General features: G+C 48.1%; 15 protein-coding genes. 4 read left to right on the plus strand and 11 right to left on the minus strand.

Features of this window, described 5'->3' with window-relative positions; all coding sequences use genetic code 11:
* Positions 1-864: 864 nt before the first annotated feature.
* The 9 genes from A1359_RS22800 to traJ form a co-directional block, all read right to left on the minus strand.
* The gene (locus A1359_RS22800; protein WP_066982890.1) at positions 865-1,629 is read right to left on the minus strand and encodes a hypothetical protein; all 765 of its coding nucleotides are present in this window, start codon (positions 1,627-1,629) and stop codon (positions 865-867) included.
* Between the two features lie 159 nt (positions 1,630-1,788).
* Positions 1,789-2,055: a hypothetical protein gene (locus A1359_RS11870; RefSeq protein ID WP_198159337.1), complete on the minus strand. Its 267-nt coding sequence runs from the start codon at positions 2,053-2,055 to the stop codon at positions 1,789-1,791.
* Between the two features lie 174 nt (positions 2,056-2,229).
* Positions 2,230-11,103 (minus strand): strawberry notch-like NTP hydrolase domain-containing protein, encoded by an 8,874-nt coding sequence (locus A1359_RS11875; RefSeq protein ID WP_066982892.1) that lies wholly within the window; start codon positions 11,101-11,103, stop codon positions 2,230-2,232.
* A gap of 11 nt (positions 11,104-11,114) precedes the next feature.
* The gene (locus A1359_RS23655; protein ID WP_083960615.1) at positions 11,115-11,345 is read right to left on the minus strand and encodes a conjugal transfer protein TraD; all 231 of its coding nucleotides are present in this window, start codon (positions 11,343-11,345) and stop codon (positions 11,115-11,117) included.
* Positions 11,338-13,536 (minus strand): DNA topoisomerase 3, encoded by a 2,199-nt coding sequence (locus A1359_RS11885; RefSeq protein ID WP_066982894.1) that lies wholly within the window; start codon positions 13,534-13,536, stop codon positions 11,338-11,340. Before A1359_RS11885 ends, A1359_RS23655 begins: the two co-directional genes overlap by 8 nt.
* A 14-nt stretch (positions 13,537-13,550) precedes the next feature.
* The gene (gene traF, locus A1359_RS11890) at positions 13,551-14,072 is read right to left on the minus strand and encodes a conjugative transfer signal peptidase TraF (RefSeq protein WP_066982896.1); all 522 of its coding nucleotides are present in this window, start codon (positions 14,070-14,072) and stop codon (positions 13,551-13,553) included.
* Positions 14,069-15,982 (minus strand): type IV secretory system conjugative DNA transfer family protein, encoded by a 1,914-nt coding sequence (locus tag A1359_RS11895; protein ID WP_066982898.1) that lies wholly within the window; start codon positions 15,980-15,982, stop codon positions 14,069-14,071. Before A1359_RS11895 ends, traF begins: the two co-directional genes overlap by 4 nt.
* Positions 15,983-16,236: 254 nt before the next feature.
* Positions 16,237-18,414: a TraI/MobA(P) family conjugative relaxase gene (gene traI / locus A1359_RS11900; RefSeq protein ID WP_066982901.1), complete on the minus strand. Its 2,178-nt coding sequence runs from the start codon at positions 18,412-18,414 to the stop codon at positions 16,237-16,239.
* Between the two features lie 25 nt (positions 18,415-18,439).
* Positions 18,440-18,823: a conjugal transfer transcriptional regulator TraJ gene (gene traJ / locus A1359_RS11905; protein WP_066982903.1), complete on the minus strand. Its 384-nt coding sequence runs from the start codon at positions 18,821-18,823 to the stop codon at positions 18,440-18,442.
* A gap of 339 nt (positions 18,824-19,162) precedes the next feature.
* Between traJ and A1359_RS11910 the strand changes: the two genes are divergently transcribed.
* The 4 genes from A1359_RS11910 to A1359_RS11925 all read left to right on the plus strand — a co-directional run bounded on the left by A1359_RS11910 (position 19,163) and on the right by A1359_RS11925 (position 21,813).
* Positions 19,163-19,549 carry a TraK family protein gene (locus A1359_RS11910; RefSeq protein WP_066982906.1) on the plus strand — a complete coding sequence of 129 codons (387 nt, stop codon included), beginning with the start codon at positions 19,163-19,165 and terminating at the stop codon, positions 19,547-19,549.
* Entirely contained in the window at positions 19,549-20,274 is a 726-nt protein-coding gene (locus A1359_RS11915) for a nucleotide-binding protein (RefSeq protein ID WP_066982910.1), read from the plus strand. Before A1359_RS11910 ends, A1359_RS11915 begins: the two co-directional genes overlap by 1 nt.
* On the plus strand, positions 20,274-20,720 hold the full coding sequence (locus tag A1359_RS11920) for a conjugal transfer protein TraM (RefSeq protein WP_066982913.1): 447 nt from the start codon (positions 20,274-20,276) through the stop codon (positions 20,718-20,720). Before A1359_RS11915 ends, A1359_RS11920 begins: the two co-directional genes overlap by 1 nt.
* 412 nt (positions 20,721-21,132) lie before the next feature.
* The gene (locus A1359_RS11925) at positions 21,133-21,813 is read left to right on the plus strand and encodes a hypothetical protein (protein ID WP_066982917.1); all 681 of its coding nucleotides are present in this window, start codon (positions 21,133-21,135) and stop codon (positions 21,811-21,813) included.
* Positions 21,814-22,532: 719 nt separating this feature from the next.
* On the opposite strand, the gene A1359_RS23180 is transcribed toward A1359_RS11925, so the two are convergent.
* Positions 22,533-23,708 carry an HD domain-containing phosphohydrolase gene (locus A1359_RS23180; protein WP_232322195.1) on the minus strand — a complete coding sequence of 392 codons (1,176 nt, stop codon included), beginning with the start codon at positions 23,706-23,708 and terminating at the stop codon, positions 22,533-22,535.
* Between the two features lie 299 nt (positions 23,709-24,007).
* Positions 24,008-24,490 (minus strand): cupin domain-containing protein, encoded by a 483-nt coding sequence (locus tag A1359_RS11935; RefSeq protein ID WP_066982923.1) that lies wholly within the window; start codon positions 24,488-24,490, stop codon positions 24,008-24,010.
* Positions 24,491-24,680 lie beyond the last annotated feature (190 nt).

A 24,680-nucleotide genomic window follows, 5' to 3' on the forward strand; every position in this document is an offset into this window, starting at 1 on the left:
TTGCCCGTATTGAAGGTGGGCATATCCCGACTATCCGCACCTTGGAAAAAATCGCCAAGGCGACAAACTCCCGTCTCAAAATCAGCTTTGAGCCGGATACAGCGCGCCACGCCCCTTAGGGGATAGTTACCACATAATGGCCTGCTGAGGCGACTTGGCAGGTCTACTCACCCAGCCCCCCATTAAAGCAGATAACTCATTCCAACGAAGATGGCGGTTTTTGCAGCTATGTGGTAACTACCTCGATTACGCCAGTAGTGAATGACGGCTTTTCGGCAAGCAACCTTATGTCCTCTCTGGCTGGACCCGACCCATTCTTGCCACTCGCGCTTCTCCAAAGCCGCCAGTCGGCCGAAGCCAGATTCTGGAACTGGAGGGCTAGAAAGCAGACATTGGCGACCTCACACAATCGGCCACTTCCAAAAGCCGTCATTCACTACTGACATAATCGTATCGGAATGGGTGGTTTGGGTTGGAATATGCAAGTGCCGTCAAATAACGGCATGGTCACAGCTCGGCTCTACTATTGCTGTTCGCCAAGCCAGCATACCCAAGTTTGGGCAAAGTCCTCGATCTTATTGATAACCACGTCTTCCTGTCGTTCTATTCCCGATAGAATTAAGCGTTCACACGTCAATTCAACCAACTGAGCGTCTCGCAAGGCCGGTCATAGCTCGTTACTATTTTCTATCGACCCGAGCCTGGCGACTCTTGCGTGTCGGTTTAATAAGTTGTCACGCTCTTCATGCACTGCGAGCCAACCGACCAGCGCTGGCTTAAATGCGAACTGATGTTTTGGGAGTGGCCTGCCACGTTCACGTAAGCAATGTATTCGGACGCGTATTGAATTTGGTTATACCTTATTTATATAAAACATGCGTTGACAGTTGCAACCACTTCCTCAAATATTGCCTTTTTCTTTTTTGCAATAGCGGATTCCGGGGTTTCCTGTCCTACGTATAGATCGGCCTGCATCAACATTTCTTGTTCACCGGCCTTGATCATTACAATCCTCCCCAGCTCCCCCAATTTCTTATGATCGAAGACATAACAAAGCCCTCTATGGTCATAGCCACTGGATGCGGTGACATCAGGCGGTAAATCCTCAGGCCGCAACTGCCTTAACCCTGGCCGTATTGGCACGCCCTCTGCAAGCCATTGCAATTTTGCCTGTTGGTGTTTTGTTTCCCCCAGTTTCTCAAGCCCTTTTTTTATCTTATTGGGATTTGACGTATGTGCTATAGAGGGTAGGCTCCGATGTATTCCGTTTTTCTCTTCTTGAGTTCCCCTGTCCATAACCTCCGACAGAAAATCGGCAATACTTTTGGCATCCTGGAATAACCGCTGCTTTTCATCATGCGCAAAGTATTGTCCTAGCCCCTTACTCAGCATGACCTCAAATTCTCCCGTAACCAGAAAATTGCCATCCATAATGGTATTACTCACACTTAGGTGTCTGTATCGCAAAAGTGTTTCGCAACAGGCGTGGACGAGCGGTTTCATTTTCTCATCGATATCGGGATACATATCTTCGGCAATCGCCTCATTCAAAACAAAGTCGATGGCATTACCGCGTAATTCAAAGCGGAATAAAAAAATGGATACGTCATTCCCAGCTATATTTTTCAAAATTGCCTCATCTTTACGCGGTTTGTGATGATAGGGCGATTTTAAGCCAGAACCCCAGAAATGTCGTTCTTCTCAATGCAGAATACTGGTTCTATAAAACAACGTTCGATTTGCTAATTTTTTTTGGGTATGACGAACCGGTTAAAAAATGACTTACCGCTACTCTTCAAGCCAGTGGGTATGGGCATTTCTACCACCAATTCGCCGAGCAAGCCGTTTAATATCATCGATACCGAACTGGCGCAAGGAAGGTCGCCGCCTTCCATTCGCATCGGCAGCATCACAGGCCAGATTCCACGCCTGACCACGCTCCCGACGCAACGCTGTCAATCCTTCAATCAGCAGTTTGCGCTCATCGTCGCTTAAATCGGCAATAGGCTCAGGTTTACCCATAACATATACCTCCACGGCAGGCAGTACCGACATGTTTCCGCCGCTCTCAATTAATTCGGTTCCTGGCCAATGTTATCGGGCAACGCCATAGTAAAAAACTCAGAAAATCAATTGAAAATTTTAGCGGCTAAAAAAAGCAACGTCCATCATATAACTGGATTTCTTCTCGCCAGCAGTTTTCACTGGCTGATGGCTGCAAGCTATAACCTAAATAATTGCAACCGCGTTGCGCGACGCTAATTTCTGCTGCTGTTGCAGCTTTAATCCCTGAGCATTATCTTGCTGCTGTCTCGTTTCAATTCGTTCACGATGATCGGATACGATTTTATTCACGACATTAGTTATCTGGCGTTCAACACCTTCCCGGCCTAATTCACTTTTTGTCGCAAGATCGTTGAAATCCGTGAAGGACTTCATCTGCGAGATAGCCTCTTTCTGGGCGCCTGATAAACCCTCCGCTTTTGCCAATGCTGGCGTAACCAGAGCAAGATCGGCGGGATAAGCCTGTTCCCCAGGGGCAAAAATCGGAAACAACGCTACTCCGCCAACCGCTTTTGCCGCCGCCTCTGCCTTTTCTTTACCAGGATTGCGGCCCTCGGTCAGTTCTTGATGTAAATCATTATCCCCGGCAATGATGAAAGGTTTACCTGGGAACTGGTCGTGCAATAACTTCGCAACGTGTGGCAAATTACCAGAATCAAAGGCCGCGACTGTTGGATAGCCAAGGGACTGGGATAATGTATCAGCCGTAGCATACCCCTCGCCTATCACTATGGCCGGCGCTCTCGCTAACGCTTCCACACCCTTGCCGCCGACAACATGAAACATGTCTTGCTTAGCGCCACCCGCCGCAAATCGCTTCATGCCGTTTTCCTGGATAGATTGAACTGACCGGATTACGCCGCCCACATCTTGTGCCGCCAATAATAAATCCCCAGCAGTGAACACCAGTTTATCCGGGTGTGCGTCACGTAATTCCTTCGACTCTTTCCATGTCTTGCCAATCATTACAGCCGAATCGGGAGGCAACATGGTTGAATCGCTCGGCACAACCCGAAGATCGCCTGGCCGGGCTTCTTTCGATTGCAAATATTTATGATCGGCAGAAGCAAGCGGAGCGACTGCCAGTAACTGTCTTATGGACGCCGCCACGGCATCCTGCTTGGCTTTTAGTTCGTTTTCCCTGGCTTGCAATTTGGATGCGCTTTGCGCTTGCAATGCCGCCTTTTCTCCGTCGCTGAGCGAATAGCCCTTTGACTTCCACTTTTGAGCTTCACCGGTACGATTATTTTGAGCAAAACCGGCAGGATGCCCATCTAGGTGCGCAACATAAAATCCAGCCTTCTCGCCCGCCTTATCACCAACCGTTTCAAGCCGATGTCGCTGTCCATCCATGACAGGATGATTACCCGAAAGCACAAAGCCCATATCTTTGAGCAGCGATGAGAATTCTTCGCGCGGCGTCATTGCCGGTGCCTGTTGTGGCTTATGGTTATCAGGCAACCAACGCTGTAACGTTTCCATATTGGCATTGTGACCAACATACCAGGATTTTGCGCTGGCATCCCACTTAGCGCCGGCCTGTTTCGCGGCAAACCTCTCCGCGTAAGGGACGGCAAGGTACAATTTATCGGAGGTGGTTGATTCAGCTGCCTCTGAACTAACGGCTGGCGTTACCTTTACTTCGCCGGCCGGTTGCAACCATTTAGAAAACGCCGACTGATCAACTCCGGCAGGTATATACCACGACGTTTGTTGCCTATCCCATTTGGCGCCCAATGCCTTAGCGTCCTCTTTTTCGCGGAAGGGTACAGTAATAAAGGTCTTATCATTCCCACCTTGTTCAGCCAAATTAGCCGCCACTTGTTTCTGTTCAAACTCCACGACTTTGTTTTGAAAGTCCGAATCATTGACGGTCGCCAACAGGTCGGCGGATTTTCTCTTCTCCCTCGCTGCCGATATATCTTCATCAGTACTATCAGGATTATTCTTTACGGCGTCCTCTTCTAATCTGGCGGCCTCTGCCGCCTTTTGGTACTCTTCGAACGTCGCACTGGATAACTGGCTCAGATCGCGCGGCAAAGCATCGAAGTCCTTCTTCATGGCCGGTGTGATGGCTGGACCAACGCCATTATCCACCTGCCATTTCCGCCAGCCTTCTTCTACCGTCTTTATGCTGTCACGAAATACATCACTATCTTCACCACCATACCGGTGCTCTAGCTCAACGTTTAACCACAGTGCATCAATGGCTTTATCGAGTTCACCTTTTTCGATTAAATCAATAGCAAGCCGAACATTCCCATTGCCCTGCTCCTGAGCATAAGTCCCACTCCATTCGGGTATAACGTCCTGCGCGTACTCAATATTCCGCACCAAGTCTTCCAAAAGTTGTTCAGTTGAATTAACGGCAGGATCGCGCATAACGCCTCCTTCGATTTGAGCTGTTTCTGTTTGTTTGACGGAGGATTCCGGTAATACCACCGTTTTTATAAATCCACGTTCGAAATAGTCGGCAATATCTTGATGTGTCACCCCGGTTTCTGATCTTGACGCTGTTTCAGCGACTAATGGCATTTTGCTATCACTATCGATAACAATCTGACCGTCTGGCATCAATGTAATTTTCGATATACCAAAACCATTAGCTTTACCATTAGGACCGTTCAGCTCTGGGAACATATCGAGCACATATCGCCTATCCAACTCCACGCCTTCATTTGGTATGGTGTATTCCGGATGAGAAACTTGCTGCGCCTGATCTTGCACTAGCCGCTCAGCCATTGCTTGAAACGCCTGAGCCAAACCCTTACGTTCAAGATAAGCGTTGCTCACGTTCAAGTCGTTTGGCTCTATCCCAAAAACAGGCGAAAGGCGTTGAATAGCAGTATCAAAAAACTGGCTTGGCACATTGCCGGTAACATCTTCAAGCGAGTGCAATCCTTCTTTGCGTAATGCGGCATCCAGGCTCTCGCCTTCGTAATCTTGAAAATGATCGAACGTCCACTCTTCCGACCGTAGCAAAACAATCGAAATATCAGCCGCCAGTCCAGTGGATAGCACCTTATCGTCAGTGCGCTCATCCACCTTTGCCGAATTAATGCGAAAAATCGCTTCGCCGCCGGCAAGGGTATTCCTGGCTTCAGTAACAGCGGTATGCCATACATCAGAAGCGGCATGGAAAGCATCCGCCGCTTGTTGTAAATCAGTATCTTCATGTGTTTTTTGATAACGGGCATCACCCGCCTTTTCTTCTCCGTAGACGCGGACCAATTCGCGTTGATAAATCTCATCGGCATCCACCAGCGCCTGATATTCGACCGCCGTCAGTTCCGCCACAGTAAGTATCTGGCTCTCCTGCTGACTACGTTCCTGAACCTGTACTTGCTCCAAGCCCAGCACAAAATTCTGAATTTTTTCCGCATCGGACGCCGCCCGGAAAATCTCCATTGGATCATCCCGCAAAGCCTTAATCCACGAACCAACATAAGCCGCATGCTGCCCAGGATCATGACCAATGCCAAGTTCTTCACCCAAGATCATACTGGCAATCTCTGCCCTTAACTCCTCCTTAGCGTAAGCCTCGCTTCCAAAAGGATGCACAATATCCCGATTTAGCCGGTCTTCATGTCCAGTCCAGTGTCCCAACTCATGCAACGCGGTTGCATAGTAATTCTCTGCGGTTGGAAACTGACCTTTATCCGGCAAGTGAATGCTGTCAGTCGATGGCCTGTAAAACGCACGGCCACCACCGTTATGATTTATCGCCGCGCCCGATGCCGCCAATATATTTTCAGCTCGTTCAATCGGGTCCCAAGTTACCTCTTTCTTTTCCAGCGGCGGTAAACCATCGATCTGTTCAGCATTAAAAACCGTTGCAAAGAAAACCCGAGGACGTTCCAACTTCACAACCACCTTCACCGGATTACCTTCACCGTCTAAAACCGGATTATCGCTTTCATCCCGTTTTGTTTGCTCATCGGTAAATTTCCAATATTGAACGCCAGTACCCTTTTCACCTTTTCGAACTTGCCCACCAAGCTCGCCGGCTTGCTTATAGGTCATCCAACGATTATCGTTCCTATCCTCAGACAATAAATGTAGAGTGTTAATACCTTTATATCGATTGCCGGTAACAGGGTTATAGGGGAGAAAACCACCGGTTTCGTCCGAGTTCCAAGGCCTTTGCCACGGAGCTGTACCTTGTTCAAGCTGCTCGATCAATTTTTCGGCAACGGTTTCATGGAACGGTTTCTTTGCTTTATCCATTGAAATAACCTCCTGACGGTTATTCGGTTCGTCACTTTTGTTCGTTTTAGAGTTACCAACATTGGAATCAGGTATGACCGCCTCGTTGGTGGTTGATGATGATGTGCTTGCTATGTTCGGAATTCCGTACTCTTGATCATCGTCAGCGTCATTCGCTTCAATGCCGCGATTTTTCTCAATAAGATCGACAACGGGCTTTGAAGCGGTGATTCGCTCAAACACGCCTACCCCGCTTTCGCCGGTAGGCATAAAAACCCTATCAGTCCAATTGATGCGCTCCACAAATGCGCCCTGCTCTTTGAGCAAACGTTTCTCTGCATCAGTGAAATAACTACGGCCCTTGATCTCTATACGGTCTTCGAGGTTGACCCTGGCAGTTGAAATCTCCCAACCATTCGACAGGATCGCTTTGTTACCTTTTCTAATTGATTCGAACAAATCGTCGGTCGACATTCCAGAAAGACCGGAATCAAGACCTAGATTTTTGAGTGTTTGCTTGGCTGACTTAGGCCCTAACATCCGCCCAAGTAATTGTTCGCCGTCGTCTGTTTGTAATCGTTGAATGGTTTCCGCACCTTCGACACGATCCCAGATTGGCAAAATGACACCGACAAGCATACGTTCAGTTTTTGTTTCGGTTTTCGGCGCATTGGCAACCTGCTGGTTCCAAAGCTTTTCAGCTTCCGCTTCATCGATCGGTCTAGTCAGCGTAACCTTCTGATAAGAGCCAACACCGTTAACATTAACAGTTCGGTAGTCATAGCCTCGACTGATAACGTCAGCGTTGTCGATATATCGGTAGTCATGCTTTTTGATTGTATGAACAATACCGCGATGGACAGATTTACCATCGGAATCGAGCCGCTCGCCAATATCGCCGAGATAAAACACGTCGCCCTTGCTCTTGCCGAACTCAGATACGAACCATCCGCTTAAATCGCCTTGTTTAGGGCTATCCTTGACAAACTTTTTAACCTCATCCCACTTGTAATATTGGATCTCATTGGTTACGGCCAGCTCAACATATCGAGTTTGTGCACCGGTTTTTTTATCTTCATAAGCCACATCATCCCGCGTTTTCTGGATACTCAAGGCGGTCATCGTCTGTAGACCAACATCGTACAAACCACGTTGCTTTGCATAATCCACCGCTTCCACAAGTCGTTTTTCGAATTCGCCAAAAACCTGATTTTGCATATCAGTCTTGAGTGATAAAAGACGATTTAAGAACTGCGGTATGGCGGGAAGGTTGCTTTCATTCAATGAGGCATTATCATCAAGAAGGTTAAGCCCCATCTGCTTGGTAACTTCATGGAACGAAAGGCTTGTGGTCCCGCGATACAAATCACGAAAGAAGTTATTCAGCGCGGTTGATGCATATTGGCTTTCAAGATTGTCGGACGCGGTAAACATACCTTGGCTAGTCGCTTCCCTCTGTCCGCGAGTCAATGCCCCCAGCTGGTCTAGCCGTCGAGCGATTGAGGATACGAATCGCTTTTGTGCCTTTAAATTAGTGGTAGGCAATACATAATGCGGCTCTTTGGCTTGATTGGTTCTGTGAGTTCGCCCAAACCCCTGAACAGCGGCATCAGCTCGCCAACCTGGTTGCAAGATGTAATGAATCCGCTTGCGTTGATTTTCGGCGGTATTGTCGGCATGAAAGCTATAGCCGGTTCCGCCGGCACCCGAGAATATGAGAATGTCCTTTTTGTCGGCCTGAAAGGCCTCTGCATCGGACCTAGAAGAATTCTTGCCTCGCTTCTCTTCGACGACTTTCAGATTGCCTTCATCGTCGCGTGTTTGAACGAACCGACGTCCACGGCCAGTAACCTCTGCGACCCGATCAGAACCAAAAGCATTGATGATTGAGTCCAATGGATTTTCAGGAACACGGATTTGATGCAACGCGTCCAGCAGCGAATCGCGCAAAGCAATTGCCTCTCGATCAAATACTTGATTCCCTTCCGAGTCACGTACTGGAACGTAGGTGGTGTTGCCGTTAGCGTCTTGTGTTTGCTCATAAGCAGCTACCGGGAATCCGTTTCTGACGTAATCCATCAGCATTTGCCGAGGCGTAAAATCCAATTCCTCTAATGGGGCATCATTCGCCGTAGCGTCGGCGATAATCCGCTCTTGTGCCGCTTCGTTTGTATTGACCAACTGAATCACAGCCGCATGGCCAGCGTCCAGTTGGTCGCGAATATGGTCTATCACTGCCGGCGTCTGCATGGCCGTGACAATTTGATTGAAGAATCGTTGATGTGCGCCCCAGAATTGAGACATAGCCGCACTTTTACCCGGCCCACTCTTACCCGCTTGAGTGAGCTCAAGTGCCTGCTCAACGTTATTTAAAACGACTTGCCAAGCGCCGGCCAGTTCGTTGTAAATATCTTCCTGTAAATCAGATAGTGGATGTTCCAATCGTTCATAAGAGACACCATCGTAGGACAGCGACCTGGCCAAATACATGCCCATCGCCTTCATGTCTCGGCTGATCAATTCCATTGATGCGATACCGCCTTTAGATACTCCATTGATAAAGGCATTTGTATCGGCAAATGGGGTTCCCTCACCCCATAAACCTAGACGATCCGCGTAACTAAGATTGCTTATCTCGGTAGCGCCGGTAGCGGATACATAGGTGACACGCGCATAAGGTAATTCGCGCTGCAAGTTAATACCGGCTATCGCTTGTTGCGAAGGCTTCTTGGCGCCTCGTTTTCCCTTAATCGCAATCGCATTGCCCATGCTATGGGCTTCATCGAATGCGATAACACCATCAAAATCCTTGCCTAACCAATCTATGATTTGTTGAGCGCGGGACTTACCGCCCTTTTGTCCCAAATCATTTGCCTGCTTTTTCTCACCGCCACGTAGCGTCGAATAGGTTGTGAATAAAATGCCCTCTTCTTGAGTTATTTCATTGCCAGCTTTGGTCTTTCCCTGGAAAAACAACTTTGACGGGTCGCCACCCACACCGGCAAAATCCCTTTTAGCATCCTCTATCAAGCCTTCATTAAAAGAAACCCAAACGGCCTTTTTACGGCCTTGCAACATGTTATCCAATAGGATGCCGGATATTTCACGGCCCTTGCCGACGCCAGTGCCATCACCAATGAAAAAGCCTTTTCTCGAACCATTCGGCAAAGTTTCTGAGTGCGCTTGCCCTGCATAAACAACGGCCTCAATTTGGGCAATCGAAAGTAATCCTTCTTCGATCAAGCGCGTTGGCAATAATGGGGCATAAGAGGGTGCAGGTGGTTGGACAGCAGACATTGCCGCCGACTGCACCAATTTGCCTGGATGTGGTTTAGAGCCCTGGATTGTAAGACGCTGTGGAGCGTAGTTCGCAAAGACAGAATCAGTGAATTCGGTAGCTAGATCATCCTTAGCTTCTACTGCAACGCTTGCGGTACTGTTGCTTGTAGTGAGGCGACTATTTCCTCCAGTATCTCCGCCGCCGCTGCCTCCAACGTCTCCGATAACTCTATCTGGAACTCCACTCCTGGTTCCGATTCCGTCATTAGGGACATCGCTATCATCGGCTGGGCCGTTAACTTCGCCATTAATAGAAGAGGTTCCGGAATTGGCCCCGTTTCCAGAAGATTCCGTTCTAATGCTGTCTTCACCAATACTAATGCCGCCAACTCCATTTCCGGATTGAATGGTATCTGATACTGGCTGAGTATTTGGGCGGCTTGCCTGTTTATCGGGTGTTGATTGAATAGGTTGACGGTCATTTCTTATGCCCTCCAATAATGCGGGTAAATCGGCCACCGAATCTACTTTGCCGGTCAATATCGGCTGCGTCGTGGCCCCGTTTTTGTCGATTACTAAAATCTGATTGTCAAAAGTCGTTCCATACTTCGCATATTCTTTGCCAGATATGCCAATATTCGCGCGAACGTTGTATTTCTTTGCTATGTCACTCCACCACGCGGAGAAGGCGGGACGATCCGCGGCCATACCGTTGCCAACAATCGCCACCAATCGTCCACCTGGCTCCAGTCGCTTTAATGCTTGCTCGATATGTCTTGCGCCATTATTTGTGTCTCTCTGTCCCTGGACGCGACCAGCCGAAGAACTAAAGGGCGGGTTCATGACAATCACTGTCGGCTTAAAATAGATCGGCAGTACGTTATCCAACTGCTCGGCATTTTCTTTAAATATTGTTGCCTCTGGGAACAGGGCACCCAATAAAGTTTGTCTACGTGGGGACAATTCATTCAGAATCAACGTGGCCCCAACCATTTTCGACCATATTGCCAAGTCACCAGTGCCAGCCGAAGGTTCCGCCATAACGTCATCCTTCTTAACATTCGCAACCCAATTAGCCACGAAAGACAGCGCGGGCGGTGTACTGAACTGCTGGAACTCTTCCATTTCTTCGTCGCGCCGGGTCTGAGTTGGCAATCGTTGAATCCGGTTCGTTAAGTCAACGACCTTTAGCTTGGCTCCGTCGGCATTCAACGCGGTCCAATTAGCGTCTTCAGTTCCGAGCAAGTGGATGTTAAAAGCGGCTTCCAGAGCATCATAAGCATCCTTAGATAAATAGTCGCCACCGGCCTGGGTTCCACCAAAAGCACGATTAGCTTCCTCGGTTAACACCTTTGATGTAATGCCGCCATCTTCGCTCAGACGCTGCGCCAAGCGTAATGCGAGTAAATGTCGAGAATCGTTAGGGGACGACTCCTGTGGCTCCTTAATTGTGGCCACTGGCTTATCAGCCGGCGGGGGCTCAGCAACAAGCCAATCTTCAAAAACACTGAAAATATCAAGTTGCCCTTGATTAAAAATAGGTTTCTTTGCCATTGAACAAACACCTATTCATGACTTGTAGAATCAATACGGCTTTCCAATGCATCGGCCTCATCTAAGGCATCTTCATTGAATGCGCCAATCCGTTCGGCCTCGTCGGGGTCGAATTCCACTACAGCACCAGGCACCATAGCATCAAGTAACTTCACGGCCACTAAATCTACAGTATCTCCCTCTAACGCCGTTTCTAACTCTGTATTCATATTTGAGTCATTTACACCGTCTTTGTTATTCATCACGTCCACCCTGTTTGCTATTGTTAAAATCCGGTTTTCCCTTAATGTCTGGGTAAGTTTGTTTGCACGTTGGAAACCCACTACATCCCCACCAGAACGTGCCTTTCTTTCTTCCCGGTCGCCGGGACAAGCCTTTGCCACATGCCGTACACTTGTGGATCTCTGAAACTTGTGCCGATGGTTTAGGAACCGGCTTACCGGCCTTGTCGTCACAGGCATATTTGCATCCATCGGCAAACCCTGTGCAGCCCCAGAAGAATTTGTTTTTGGCTTTTTTCTTGATGCGACGCAAAGGCTTTCCGCAATCGGGACAAGGAATGAATACAACCTTTATCCCGATGCCATTTTGCTTAACGTTTGCCACCTCTGTACCGATGTACTCCATCAACTCAGTGACAAAGGTGATCGCATTGATGTCGCCGCTTTGAATAGACTTTTGCTGTTCGTGCCATAGCGCGGTCATATCCGGATATTTGGCTTGATCGGGCAAGGTATCGTAAAACTCTCGCCCAGTCGGAGTGCTGATAATGTTGTTACCCTTTTCCGCCAGATAGCCACGATCAAACAAAGTGGCAATGATGGTGTCTCGCGTAGACGGTGTACCAATACCCCCATGCTCACCTTCTTTGCCCTTGTCCTTTTCGACAAGAAGCTTTCGTAGACGATCATCACGCACATATTGAGCAACACGAGTCAGGTCTGTTAATAGGGTGGCCATTGTGTATAGTGGTCGCGGCTTCGTCTCCATCTGACTTGCAACGGCGTCCGTACAGTCACCGCCCTGCCCCGCCTTTAACACACGAAGATCAAGAGCAATGTCGTTTTCATCGCCCTCCAAATCCTCATTACCAACATCGTTTTTATAAAGCGACTTCCAACCGGCAAGGGTTGTAACGTTTGAACGAACTGCGAACCGATGCGCAGCCGCCTCAACCAAAATATCGGTTTGGTCGTATTGGTGTTTCGGCCAGAACTGTGCGACATAAGCGCGGGCAATCAGCATGTAGATTTTCTGCTCGCCATCAGTCAGATTAGAAAAATCGGCAGTAGCCTCAGTTGGAATGATTCCGTGGTGGGCGCTTACCTTTGACGAGTTGAACGCACGGCTTTTTATCGCCGGGTCGGCCTTCTGCGCGACAATCGTTAGCGTCGGTGCAGTTTTCGCAATAGCCGCCAGGACATTCGACGCATCGCCATGTTGATCCTCACTGAGATACTCGCAATCACTCCGATTGTATGTAATCAGTTTGTGCTTTTCGCGTAACGACTGCGTGATGTCCTTTGTCCGGTCGGGACGAAAACCAAATTTCCGCGAAGCATCGGTCTGGAGCTTCAATAAATTGTAAGGAAGTGGTGGATGCTGATTTTTCTTTTTCGTAGTCGCACTGATAAGGTTGGCCTGTGCGCCATTTGCCGCATCAGCAATACCCTGTGCATGATCCTGATTCGATAGACGGCCTTTTTCATCAACAGGATCACCATCAACAATCTGATACCGAGCCGGGAACGACAAACCACCAAAATTAAATTGCCCCGTGACATTATAGTAATAGCTCTTAATATGCGCTTCAAACTCCCTATCGCGTCTAACGACTAGACCAAGTATAGGTGTCTGAACCCGTCCGACACTCAACACCCCTTGAAAACCAGCTTTATTCGCTGCAAGCGTATATGCCCGACTCATGTTATAACCATATAACTGATCACCAACACTACGAGCCTCCGCAGCCGCCGACAAACCGGCGAACTCACGATTGTCCCGCATACTTGCAAGCGACCTTTTGACGACACTGATATTGTTGTCATTGATGAGCAATCGTTTAACGGGCAGCGAACAAGCCGCATACTCCAAGACTTCATCAACTAATAGCTGGCCTTCGTCGTCCGGGTCGCCCGCGTGTACTACGCTCTTCGCTTGTTTTAATAAGTTAGTGATGATCTTGAGTTGATCTTTTTTATCGTTCGATGGCTTTTTCTTCCACGGAATATGCGAAATAGGCAAATCATCCAAATTCCATTTGGCGAACCGAGGATCGTAGTCCTCCGGGTCCAGCAATTGCAGCATATGGCCGTAGCACCACGTCACATAGCTATCACCGCAGTCATAGTAACCCTCTTTGCGCGAACCGCCGCCTAAACCATCAACAATGGCTTTAGCTAGATCGGGCTTTTCCGCAATAAACAACTGCATAAAAACCTCCGTTTTTACCAAGTTAAAACAGGACGTATAACGCCCGTGATTTGAGAGCGATTGATTAAGCCGAAATAACGACCATCAAATGAACCCTTGTTCATATCCGTCATAAGTAAAACCTCTGACTCACCTAATTCATGGGTTGCCCTGAACCTTGGCATTGGACGACCGGCGCCATCAAGATCAAATGGAGTGCTATATGGCAATAAAACATCATTTACCCGCACACCATCATCATCAACTGAAACGACATCCGTTTTAGCCGCTAAAATTTTTTTCATCATGTAGCCATATCCGCCTGGGCAATATCCAGCACCGATATAGCCCCGAGTCTTTGCTAAATCGAACACTTCTGTTTGCGGGGGACAAAACATGACATAGGCCCCTTTCTCCACCGGGTCGCGAGTTTCCCAGTACAGACCAACAGGAATACTACGTGTGGAATTAAACCGCGCTCCAACGGCGTAGGCGATTCCACACAACGCGAGATATGAGATGCCAAGAATGGCAATCAATGAAGTAAGCCGCTTCATAACTTAATCGCCTCATCACCACGCTTTACTTCATGTGTCTTGATTAACTTGTCGGATACCTTGGGTGGTGGAATAGACGCCCTTGCTTGAAACACAGGGTCTTTGAAATATAAGGGCTGAACACCGTAAATAGCAGGGTAGCCGGCTGCATAAATCACCATGTCGCCCGGTTTATCAATCAACCCATCTGCGCCCTTAACTGGGCCAGGCATGCGTAAGCATTCATCCGGAGTCAACAGAGGTCGCTGTACTTCTTGAATGGTCCTAGAGACTTGTGCCAATAACGCGCTGGTACGTCGACCACTGGTTGTAATCTGTTCCTTTGCCACAGTGGTTTGACCTGTCAACTTGGAAAGATGATCAGCAGTCTCTACCCTGTTTGGTGGGTATGCATTCTGAACATGACAATTTGATGTTATCGACTCATCAGCTCCGTAACCCGTTTCGCGACTCTTTAATTGGTTAATATCTTGGCAAATCAGATAGCACTTAATGCCGTAACCCGCCACAAAAGCCAATGACTCTTGCAAAATTTCCAGTCTTCCCAGACTAGGGAACTCATCCAACATCATTAACATTCGATGTTTGTAATGAGCCTTCGGACGACCATTTTCGAATTCCATTTTGTCAGCCAAAAGCCTGACAATCATGTTCACCATCACCCTAACCAATGGCCTTAGCCGCGCCTTATCATTTGGCTGGGTGACTATGTACAAACTGACAGGATCATCGAAGTTCATCAGATCTTTAATGCGGAACTCTGACTTACACACATTACGCTGAACAACTGGATCGCGGTACAAAGCCAGATACGACTTAGCTGTAGAGAGAACAGAGCCTGCCTCCTCGGGAGGTCGATCCATCATATCCCTAGCGGCAGAGCCAACCACCGGATGATTTTTACCAAACACATGACCATAGGTAGTCATTTCCATCCACAGATCGGCAATATCTCTATTAGGATCGGACATAATTGCATCCACAATCGGTAAAGATGCCTCGCCACCTTCATCCCTGGCCTTATATAGAACATGCATGATCACACCGACCAGCAACGCTTGTGCTGTTTTCTGCCAATGCGTTTCTAAACCCTTACCATCTGGATCGACTATCAATGTTGCTAAATTCTGCACGTCGCCGACTTCATATTCCGTCGCAATCCTAATTTCATCCAATGGATTCCAACACACACTACCTTGCAAGGCGGCCGGCTCAAAACGTAGAACCTTATTACTGGCATATTTCTTCCGCCAACCAGCGGTCAGAGCCCATAGCTCGCCTTTCAAGTCGGTGACAACCGCGCTACGTTCCCATGACAATAATGTAGGAATAACTAAACCAACCCCCTTGCCAGAGCGTGTGGGCGCATAACATAAAACGTGTTCAGGCCCGTTATGTCTCAAGTACCTGGTAACACCATTCTTGTCGATCCATGCTCCTACATATACGCCTGGCACAGGGTCAGATTTTTTACCGAGAAGCTGAGATAAAAAATCAACAGAACGAGGTAATAAACCAGCCTCTTGAATATCCTTTTTGTTGGCCCAGCGGGCCGAGCCGTGTAAATACGGATTAACCTTAGAGGAATTTGCAATCACCATTTTTGCAACAACAAGCCCTAACAAACCGACGGCGGTTACAGACATACCAACACTGCCCGCTTTCATAAAGCTTTCTTGATATAACCCATACCAATTACTAGACCAGCGCAGAACCGCCCAAGGTGCGTAAATATGGTTGTAGTGAGAACCTAGCGTAGACTGATAATTGAATTCATCGGCAAAGAACTGGGTAGCGGATTGAAGACCAGCAACTAGTGACGTGACGGCCAACGCCGGTATGCCAACGCCAACCCGAGGCTTTCCCGCGCGAACTTGCGGACCAACGGCATTGTTAAATTTATCTTTCATTTGATAAGCCCTTTTAATAATGACAGTCGGTAGGAGTGAGTAATGCCATAGGGCTCGCGTTTTAGCGGCTAAAACACTCGAATCCATGACCTACGACGTGAATAACATCACCCAGCCCAACAACTGTATTTAACAAGCAATTTATCTATGAAAAGATACTATCAACAATAACTTATGAATGCAAATACATTAACTTTAAATGACAATAAAAAGCCTAAAAAACCGGACATACATCTAATAAGAAACAACACTGGCTATCTACGCCGGACTTTTTTGATTTTTATCGAACCCAATTTACTGACAGAAACAGCATCACCAATAGTTAAACGCTTTAAATGCGCCGCCGTTTTTTCGTCTACCGGCAATACAAGTACAACATCATCGCGCTTTAGAAGCGCAAGGGGCCTACCATCAATACGCCGTAAGCCGGTAAAAGATAGCGTGCCCACGTCATCCTCACCGTATCGCCTATGCACAGGCACATCAATACCCATTCGCCGTTTTTCTTCACGCTCGACAATGTACTTGTCGGCCTCTAAATACAAACTCAATCCTGATCCAGAAACTGGCCGTCGCAATGTGTTATTTGTGTCGGCTCTTTGCTGCTCCACACCACCAGGTACATTGCCCGACAGTAGCATTTCAATTCCACTGGCGAGGCGAACCATAGCGAGACTGGACAAGTCTCGCAAACGGTTGCGGCTTTCGGGCGGCGGTCTACGCCCAACGCGGCTAACGTTGGGCTTATTGATGAATCCGAAGAATCCAGCTCGTCGCCCAGCTTCATTGAATCGCTCTCCATTAGCATTATTGGCTCTTGATCCAACGCCGCTAACGCCGCCTCCAGTTTCTCTTCCTCGCTCAGCTGTTTGCCCATGTTTGTTCTCCGTAGTTTTATTTAATAAAAATAGCCGCTGCCGCTCCAGGATTGGATCGGCAAAGATCAATGGAAGACCCGCAACAACCGCCGTCTTTACTATTCGCGCTTTAAATTCAATGCTGCCATTAACCGTGATTGCGCTTCCATATTTATCTATTGCCATGCGCAAGGCGGCCTCTAAACCATAGTCCGTAGCACCACGCGATACCTTAAGCTTATCGCCATCATCGCGGATAGCCGACTCACCGAAACGATAAATGATGGTCCCCTTCTTTGTGACGCTATCCTGTGTAGCATGCACTCTATGCGTTGCGCCATTCCTGCCCGCCGCGCCGATTGTATTTCCCTTCAACCCATGAGCCGCTTCCCGAGCGCGTAAAACGGTAAGCGCGTCAACATCACCGGCAGACGCTTTTCGCCTTAACCAGTCGGCCCACTGTTGCGGCCTATGATTTTCAAGTATCGCTTGCCTCTCTGCCCGGTAGCGTTCGTTAGCTAGTTGTATATCTGCTAACAAAGACTTGCTGACCAGAGCGTACAGAATCTTTTTCTCGATGCGAGATTTCGCAGAAAGCTTTATCACCGCCCGCTTTAATTTAGCCGCTCGCTTGGCGGCATTTATCTTTCTGGCCTTCTCTTCTCGGGCCGATTTCCATTGCTGAGCGCGTAGCGCTCCTTGACTGACCTGCTCGTTCTTATACTTGGCAAACAATAGTGTTGTATCAACCCCAAAACCAACCGGCTTAGCTTCGTAATTTTTCGCCCACCCATTACCCGTCTCTTTTGAAAGAGGCTCGAATTTGCCAAAACGATCCTCAAGCTTCCCCTTCGATAAATCACGCGCTATGGTACTAGCCTTTACCATCAAGCCATCATGATCGGCAATGACAAAGCCATTGCCTCTTTCCCGCAATTCGAGACCATGTTCTTGCAATACCTTATGAAACTGATCCCAAGAATCGGTCGCATTAAGCTGATCCAAACATTCACGCCTGACCCAACTGAGTAAACTTTCAACACCAGCATGCCGTTCCATATCGGCTGCACGGTTTTCACTTGGCACCTTGTTCGATAGATGGTTATCTCGCTCAAGACCGTACTTTAATTCTATGGTTTCGCATAACTTGCCAAGAACCTTATGGTCGTTATATGGGTTATGAATGGTTAATCGTGTAGGATGGATTTTATTGATTGCAATATGCATGTGGATATTATCGGTGTCGCAGTGAACAGCGCTAACACGCTGATGCTCTCCATACCCAATCCCTTCGCAAATACTATTTTCAATCTCCCTTAAGATTTCATTACAGGGATGTTCGCCATCGCGAAAACTCAGGATCAGGTGGTAGGTTTTATCCGACTCTGCACGGGTATTCATACCCTGGACAGCGGTTACTTCGATTATTGCGGCCGATAAATCATCCGACAGACAGTTAGTCACGGAGGCGTACTCTACACGCTCGTTCTTATCCTGGTCGTCAGATATGTAATTCGCAAGTGCGCCAAAGTCGCTTTTCTTGATCGACTTCATCGGAACATGCTTCGCGATCATAAACGAAAAATTTTAGCGGCTAAAATCACAAGTTAGCCTTTGGCATGATTACAGCCTTCATTACCTCAACCATTTTGTCTTGCGTAGCTTCGATACGCGCAAGTGCTGCCCTGATAGTGGATTCACCGAACTGAGCAGTTCGGGCGTCATTGGTTAACCAAAGTTTAAGCAACCCACCTAGTCGCCCCAGGTCGCCATTGATCTTCGCCAACTCCAAAACCCTCTCATTGTCAGTGATGCTTTTAGGCGCATAACCAAGACCAAGAAGCCTTAGATAGGCCGATGTACTGTGCCCTGTCTGACGAGCATGACCATCTATGGCGGCTTTTTCTTCGGGTGTAACCCTAACGACAATCGGGGTACTGTTCTTTCTCGTCGGCTTCTTTTCACTCGTTTTATCTCTCTTCATATAACTCATCCGTAAAACATTTACCGGCGGTAGCCGGTTGGCCTCGCAGAGCAGGATCCTCGTTGAGTGCGTAGCGCGTATAAGAGGAAGTGAAGTGCTAGTATCGGCAGCGCCGGTGCTAGCACTTCACATATCCTGCCCCGACTTTTCAGTCGTTGATGTCGCAACAGGTTGTCACTTTATAGTCAAAAAACACCCAACGGCACGATCAACACATGTAAATTAATGTACATATTAATATAAAGTCATATAAAATAAAGTAAAATCAGTTACAGATAGCATGTTTTTTACATGTAAATTGACTCATAATTGACTGAGCCGCACTACCAGTGATATGAAATGAATAAACGTTATCCAGAACAACTAGCGGAGTGGGTAAAGAAAAAACACTCAGTAAAAGCGCGCGACCGAAACCTAGTGATGTTTCAGGCAGTAAAGGATGACGTCTGCGAAGCGATATCGACAGGCTATTCAATACGGACAATATGGGAGCACATGCACGAAACAAAGCGGGTCACGATTGGGTATCACCAGTTCCTGAAATATACAAACCAGGTGCTAAAGAAAGCTTCCCAAAAGCCACCAAAAGAAAACATTGCACAACCTGAACCAAAGAAAGGAGCCAAACCACCAGAAAAACAATCAGAAAAATCTAGCCCCGGCAATCAACACAAAATCCAAAACTTTATTTTCGACCCATCACCTAAAAAAGAGGACTGGATCTAATGGCAAAAATACACCTGGTATTACAAGGCAAAGGCGGCGTAGGTAAGTCGCTAATTGCAGCATTGATCGCGCAATACAAAATTAGCAAAGGGCATACGCCGTTATGCGTAGACACGGATCCTGTAAATGCAACGCTTAACGGATATAAAAAGCTCAATGTAACTAAACTCGACATATTGGACGGTGATGAAATCAATTCGCGCCATTTCGATAAGTTGATTGAAATGATTGCGGGCAGTGAAAGCGACATAGTTATCGATAATGGAGCAAGTTCATTCGTTCCACTTTCAAACTACCTAACAACTAATGCAATTCCACAGCTACTAAAGGACTTGGGCCACACGTTTGTTATTCATACTGTTGTAACTGGTGGGCAAGCATTGGTAGATACGGTTGCCGGCTTTGGTCAGCTAGTTCAACAGCATCCGGAGGAAGCTGAGTTTGTTGTATGGCTTAACCCCTACTGGGGACCAATAGAAGACAACGGCAAAGGGTTTGAGCAAATGAAAGCCTATACCGCAAACAAAGCACGTGTTGCGGCGATTATAAAAATACCGGAATTAAAGGCCGAAACATTCGGACGAGACTTGAGCGATATGCTGCAAGATAAAATGACATTCGAGGAAGCCATTGCTGCAGAGACAAACAGTATCATGATGCGCCAACGCTTAAAACTAATCCAGCGCCAACTGTTTGAACAAATGGATACTGCGGCGATACTGTAATGAGAGACGATCAAATAGAAAGTCTGATCCGGGAAATCGCGACTAAACACGGCATTGCCGTTGGCCGCGACGACCCCATTTTAATACTGCAAACGATCAATAATAGATTGCTACAGGACGGCGCAAAGGCTCAGCAGGATATGCTTGATCAATTCAAACAAGAGCTAGAATCGATGGCAATGCTCTGGAGTGAAGACGCCAAGAATAAAGCCGAACGCATTGTAAATGCGTCGTTGAACGCCAGTAAGGAATCAATGGAGAATATAATGGCCCAAGGCGCAAGGGATACCATAAAAACCGTTAGACTTGAAATAGATTCGTCGCTAAACAGAATCAATCGCCCAATCCGTGATACCAAAAAAATCGCCTATCTGAACGTTGTCGCAGGCAGCATGACAATCATTGCTGTAACTGCCTTTTTAGTATTCAGTGTTTGGTTCAAATAAAGCAATCGATATACCGTACTTAAGGCCTTTTGAAAGCGCTGATGATTCAAGCGCCAGGACTTACTTACCGGCATTTTCGGCGAAGATAGGCCCTAATACGTTCAAGTATTGGCATTTAGCAATATAAAAAAGCTTCTTATTCAAAACGTCAACCTTGGTTGGTAAATTTTAGCCGCTAAAATCGACAATTCCCAAAATCAAAAAAGCTGGTTAGAGTTGTAAGCCGGAATCCCATAAATTTTGTCCCTTGATGCTCATTCCGATTTAGACAAATTACTGTTAAAAGGTCTTTTTATCAATTAAGTTTGAAAGTAGTGTATGTTATCCAAACTCAAATAATCACTTTTGGGGCAGCGCAGAATGAGTGCTGTATTCTGCGGTCATTTCTATCGAAACTGTGGGGTTACCAAGTATGAAGACATACACTTTTCTCTGGCTGTTATTGATGATTATGGCTGCAGCATCGACCAGTAATGCGCAGCCGGTTTCGGCTAACCGACCTAAGCTTACTATCAATGGACCGAAAGTCGTCGCGGAGTCGGATACACTCACGTCTATTTTTCAGAGATGCGCAGAGGTTGATCCAGATGCCTCCTATCTAATCCCCAAGCAGTTCGGAGGCCGAACAGAAGCAAGCGGCTCGGGAGCGTATGGCTACCAACCAGCAGCAGATTGTCCGTATTGGGTGGTAGATTTCCTGATGAATCGGTACTCCAACACTTGGGTGACTGAATCCGGTATGACTATTAGGGAGTATGTTTTTTTCAAAGGCGATGCATTCGATCTTCCGAGCTCATCCGGCGTTGGCACAAGGCCCATTGTGGAAGAGGACTGCAAGCGATTGGAAGTGGATCTGCTCATTTATCGGAAAGATCCGAATGAAAACACGTTCAAGATGATCAAGACCGGTGCGGGGCGATTTGGGTCCTGGAACAACACCAATCAAACCTGCAGCCTAGTAGGGTTGCCGGGACTACATTCCGAAAGAGCTCCGACATCCAATATGCTGAAGATCAGGATTGCTGTGCGTGTAAAACTCCGCGGTAGCTGGCAACAAGCTGCGGCATACGCAACCCTAGCGCCACCCAATTAAAAACAAAACAAGGGGCAAGTAGATATTGATTTTGTTTACGATAACGTAATCAGAGGAATGTTGGCTTCGACATGTCTGATTACGTAAGTTAAGCGCGTTTACATTTTGAAGGACAGATCATTTTCTTTTCCCTTCACCGCAAATTAAATCTATCCGTCAGTTTTGTATCGGCTCCGATCGGCCAAAACCCGCCGCTCGGAGTAGCTATCCAATTTTAATAATTAAGGCATCATGTAACCCAATCGGCTGTCCGATATTCGGCTAGCAAATTGACATTATCACTGCCTCATCACCGACCAAAGACAGTCATAGATATCGTTCCGTTAATAGCTGGTAAGCACCTAAAAGGAGCCGCTTAACTCACGGTTCATCGGTTGGCAGAGGTTCGCCATCGCCTGGAGCCAATCCGTTGTTCAGCCGTTTTAGGCCGGCCCGCCCTTATCACTTGTAGCGCAGACTAGGCGAAGCCGGCAAATTCTGTACCGACCTCAATGAGCCCGCAAAGTGCAGTCAACGACTCCCAATTCCCGGTCGGGTCAAGAGCCCAAATTACTCCAAAAACTGTGGCACCGATTAAGCCAGTAATTTCGACGTTGATGAGCTGGATCATCGCCTTCTTCTTGCCTACCAACGTGCCGTTAAGCCGCGGGCCGCTTGCGGCCCGTCGTGGTTGAACGGATGGTTGGGCGCCGTCGGCGAGTCTCGACTGTCGTCGCAGCCTACAGTTCGAACTGCTTGCTCTGGAATAGGCCTACGCAAGCGCTTACGACGTCGGAATCGTACATCTGCCCTTTGTGCTCCGAGATCTCATGTAAGGCTTTGGGGACACCAAGGCCCGGCCGATAGGGGCGATGCGACGCCATAGCCTCCACCACGTCGGCCACGCAAAGAATGCGTGCCTCGAGCAGGATCTGCTCCTGCTTCAAGCCGGCCGGGTACCCTGAACCGTCCAGCCTCTCGTGGTGCTGCAATACGATCCGGGCCACCGGGTTCGTAAAGTCGATGTCTTTGAGAATGTCGTAACCGACTGTGGGGTGCGTCTTGATGATTTCGAACTCGGCTGCGGTGAGCTTGCGGGGGCTGGCGAGAATTTCCGCAGGCACATGGATCTTGCCTATATCATGAAGCACTGCCGCCAATTGCAAGCCTTCGATCCGCTCGGGCGGCAACCTCATCTCCGTGGCGATGGCCACCGCCAGCTTCGCTACACGACGATGATGGCCGGCAGTGTAGGGGTCCCGCACTTCCACCGTAGTTGCAAGGGCCTGCACAGTCGCGTCCATAAGGCGATTCAGCGCCTCGATCTGGGTGAGATGCCTCTCTTGCAGAGCATCGTGTTCGCGATGCTTGCGTAGCGCGGTAATGCCATACGCCAGGTCGTCCGCGGCCTCCGTGAGAAGTCCGATTTCCTCCTCGTCGAACGCGTCGCCGCGCTCCGAATACATGCCGAGGAAGCCAATTGTTCCCGCCCCGATCTTTAGCGGCAATGCGATTGACGAGGCGTAGCCGCGCTTAGCTGCCTCTTCGCGCCAGAACACGAACTGCGGATCATTGGCGATATCCCGCGTCACCTGAATGGTCTGCTCGCGAATGCAGCGGGCGCCTGGTCCGCTCCCGCGATCCGTGTCGGCCCAAGTGAGATTCAGATTCTCGAGATAGCCACTTTCGAGTCCAGCGTAAGCGATAGGGCGAATGCTTCGAGCCTCGTCGCTTTCTGCGTACCCCACCCAGGCCATGCGATAGCCGCCTTCTTCCACCATCACCGAGCAGAAATCCTGTGCGAGAGTTTGCTCGTCCTCAGCTCGGATCATGTAGCGGTTACAACGGCTTATCGTGCGATACATGCGATTGAGTTGCTGCAATCGCTCGGTGCTGGGATGCGCATTGGTCGTCATTTGAGCGCTCAACGTAAAGCTAAGGGGCGGGCGCGATAGCGACCGTCCCGCTTGAGCGCCATGAATAATCCAGTACCAATCCATCCTGCGATCCTAGTTTGCTTATAATCCCTCGAAGTGGTCGTACCCCAGATTTTATGATTTGAGCTCACTGAGTCTCCCATATAAATGCCCCCCCCTTTTAAAGGATTGGTTAATCATGCCGCTCAACGCAAAGCTCAGTGGTGAAGCGTTATGGAGCATCGGGTTACGCTTGATTTAAATTTTGTTGTGGTTCGCAAGTTCACTCTACCTACGCGCTATTTCTTCTTGCGTGGATCATCGGCAGGATTGGTATAAGTAATACCCCATGGCCCAGTGGCGATTAGCTCGATGACTGTTTCCTCATCAGTTGTCCAGACATAATGGGTGTGACCTGCGGGTAGCACAAAACTGGAACCTGCTTTAAACATCTCGCTCTTTTTTGTGTCGAATGTTTCACCTATACCATTTCCTAATTTGCCGCGCAGGACTGTAATTACTTCTGTAAATGGGTGTATATGTGGCGGAATCGGATAATTGGGCGGAAATTTCAGCCAAACGATAAAAACTCCTGCTTTGTTTGGGTCACCAACTAGAACTACACTTTTGGCGCCTTTAGGGAGTAGCTGTTCGTCATTCCACTTCACCGTATCCGGCGTAAACGATTCCATGGTAACAGCGCGCATGCGATCGATTTTTTCCTGAGCTAATGCAGAACCTGCGAAAGAAATAATAATTACGGCTGCCAAAAAAATTCTCATTTGGTCTCTCCTTGTTCAATACAGCTTAGTGTATACCTTTGCACCCACTGCGATTCATATAGAGCCAATTTCACTTTGCTCCCCGTGAGCTAACTTGAGCCGCTGACACAAAAAACTCGATGATATCCTGACTTCGCTCGGGCCAATGTGAATGGATTTGATCACCTTCACAGTACAACGTTTTTACGCC

The organism is Methylomonas lenta (assembly GCF_001644015.1).
Lineage (GTDB): Bacteria > Pseudomonadota > Gammaproteobacteria > Methylococcales > Methylomonadaceae > Methylomonas > Methylomonas lenta.